The organism is Streptomyces synnematoformans (assembly GCF_039531005.1).
GTDB lineage: Bacteria > Actinomycetota > Actinomycetes > Streptomycetales > Streptomycetaceae > Streptomyces > Streptomyces synnematoformans.
In genome coordinates, this window is sequence record NZ_BAAAPF010000555.1 from 1 (window position 1) to 2,496 (window position 2,496).

Below are 2,496 nucleotides of genomic sequence, written 5' to 3' on the forward strand. Positions count from 1 at the left end.
GTTGTCGACGCCGGTGAGCGGGGCGGTGCCGGAGACGAGGGAGTCGTCGTAGGCCAGCTCCAGGGTCTCCGCCGCCGCGTCGTACTGCCAGACCCGGCCGTCGCCCTTCGTCGTGAACCAGCAGATGCCCGCGGCGCCGGAGTAGTGGCAGCCCTCGCCGCCGTCGAAGCGCTTGGCGCCCGCCACCTGGTGCCGCGTCGCCGTCGACGCGCCGCTCGGGTCCGGCACCGGCGCCCACGTCACCGGGCCCGAGGTGCCGGGGCCCATGCGCAGCACCTCCAGGGTGCCCGCGGACAGCGAGCCCCAGGTGGCGGGCCGGAAGCGGTAGAAGCAGCCGTCGGAGACGTCCTCGGTGAGGTAGACGACCCGCCGCTCCGGGTCCGCGGCCGCCGCCTCGTGCTTGAAGCGGCCCATCGCGTCGCGCCGCACGGCGGCGTTCGCGCCCCAGGGGTCGGTCTCGTAGACGTAGCCGCGGTCGACCTCCTCGCACGACAGCCAGGTGTTCCACGGCGTGTGGCCGCCCGCGCAGTTCTGCCGCGTCCCCGACAGGATGCGGTACGCGCCCGCCACCTCGCCGGCGGCGGTGAAGCGGATCGAGCCCGCGCCGCCGGAGGGGGTGACCTCGGAGTTGGAGACGTAGATCCAGCCGTCGCCGTCGGCGAAGCAGGCGCCGCCGTCGGGCGCCGGGTGCCAGGTGTACGACGTGTCCGCCACCGGCTGCCCGGACCGCGCCACGACGCGGCTGGTGAAGCCCTCGGGCAGCCGGATCCCGTTCCCGTCGGCCGGCCCCAGCCCTCCGTACGGCCCGGCCCCCGGCTGCGCCGGATCCGCCGCGGCCGACCCCATCCACAGGCTGCCGCCGAACGCCGCCGCCGAACCGCCGACGACCGCTCCGCGCAGGAAAGAACGGCGCTGCACGACCATCCACTCCTTGAGGTGGGGGAGCCCGGGACAGCCGCCCGCGGGCCGCGTTTCGAACGGTAGGGCCGCGAGGTTGACAGAGAGTGAACGCCCGTTCGGCCGCGGGTTCCCTGCAGTCCAACAAGCGGGGACCGGGCCCGGCCGGGCTACCGGGAGGGTACGAGGGCCTCCAGGGCTTCGCGGAGGGTCGCCCGGCGCCTCACGGCGCCAGCGCCTCGTAGGCGACGCCCGTCAGCTTCACCGAGTGCTCCCACAGCCCCTCCGACGCCGCGTCGTCCAGCGTCCACCGCGCCCGCCAGGACCGCGCGGGCCCGCCGCGCCAGCCCTGCAGCCGGGTGCCGATGAACGCGTCGGGGCGGACCTCCGGGGCGGTGGCGGCGAAGAGCACCGGCAGCGCGCCCTGGTCGGCGGACTGGGCGAAGGCCCGGTAGCCGAGGAGGTTCAGGCGCTCGGCGAGCCGGCGGCCCTCCATGCGGGGGCCGACGAGCTGCAGGTTGGTGGCGGCGTAGCCGGGGTGGGCCGCGGCGGCGACGACGTCCGAGCCGGACGCGGCCAGCCGGCGGGCCAGCTCGTGGACGAAGAGCAGGTTCGCCGACTTGGTGCGGGCGTACGCGCGGAAGGGGCGGTAGTCGCTCCGCGAGCCGAGGTCGGCGGGGTCCACCCGGGCGGCGAGGTGCGCGATGCTGGACACGCTGACGACGCGGGCCCCGGGGGTCGCCAGGAGCTTCGGCAGCAGCAGGCCGGTGAGGGCGAAGTGGCCGAAGTGGTTCACCCCCATCTGCATCTCGAAGCCGTCGGCGGTCTCGCGGTACGGCAGCGCCATCACGCCCGCGTTGTTGACCAGCAGGTCGAGGCGGTCGGCGGCGAAGCTGCGGGCGAAGTCCCGTACGGAGGCCAGCTCGGCGAGGTCCAGCGGGCGGAACTCCACCCCGGCGGCCGGCACCTCCGCCCGCAGCCGCGCGCACGCCTCGGTGCCGCGGCGCTCGCTGCGGCAGGCGAGGACCACGTGCGCGCCGCGGCGGGCGAACTCGCGGGCGACGGGGTAGCCGACGCCGCCGTTCGACCCGGTGACCACCGCCACGCGGCCCGTCTGGTCCGGAATGTCGCTCACCGTCCACGCCGCCATCGCCGGCTGCCCTTCTCCTCGGCCCGGGCCCGTCCCCTCGGCCCGGGTGCCTGGGCCGTCAGGGTAGAGGCGGACGGCGGGGGAGAGAACCCTGCGGCGACGTCGGCGTGGCGTGCGCTCAGGCCGCGGTGCGGACGGCCCCGCGGCGGGCGGCGAGCTGTTCGTCGTAGCGGTGGAGTACGAGCCGCGCGAGCGCCGGGTGCGCGCCCAGCGGCGCCGCGGCGGGCAGCGCCAGCGCCGCCGCGGCGGCCGGCGTGCGCCGGGCGAAGAGGCCCGGCGCCGTGAAGCAGCAGGCCACGCCGATACGGCGGCGGCCACGGGCGGCGAGGGTACGGGCCGCCTCCGCGACGGTCGGCGCGGCGGCCGACGCGTACGCCGGCAGCACCGGCACCCCGAGCCGGGCGGCCAGCAGCGCCGCGGTGGCCTCCGTGTCCGCCGCCGCGCCAGCC

3 protein-coding genes are annotated in these 2,496 nt (G+C 77.2%); all 3 read right to left on the reverse strand.

What is annotated here, in order from left to right:
• A partial coding sequence (locus ABD317_RS35880) for an alkaline phosphatase PhoX (protein WP_344296062.1) occupies positions 1 to 918 on the reverse strand: 918 nt, incomplete at its 3' end.
• Positions 919 to 1,120: 202 nt separating this feature from the next.
• Positions 1,121 to 2,047 carry an oxidoreductase gene (locus ABD317_RS35885; RefSeq protein WP_344296064.1) on the reverse strand — a complete coding sequence of 309 codons (927 nt, stop codon included), beginning with the start codon at positions 2,045 to 2,047 and terminating at the stop codon, positions 1,121 to 1,123.
• 118 nt (positions 2,048 to 2,165) lie between these two features.
• The coding region (locus tag ABD317_RS35890) for a CbiX/SirB N-terminal domain-containing protein (RefSeq protein WP_344296066.1) at positions 2,166 to 2,496 on the reverse strand (331 nt) is incomplete at its 5' end.

Bases quoted from the DNA above. Each gene is read 5' to 3' on its own strand.
- ABD317_RS35885 (WP_344296064.1), bottom strand. From the start codon at position 2,047: ATGGCGGCGTGGACGGTGAGCGACATTCCGGACCAGACGGGCCGCGTG.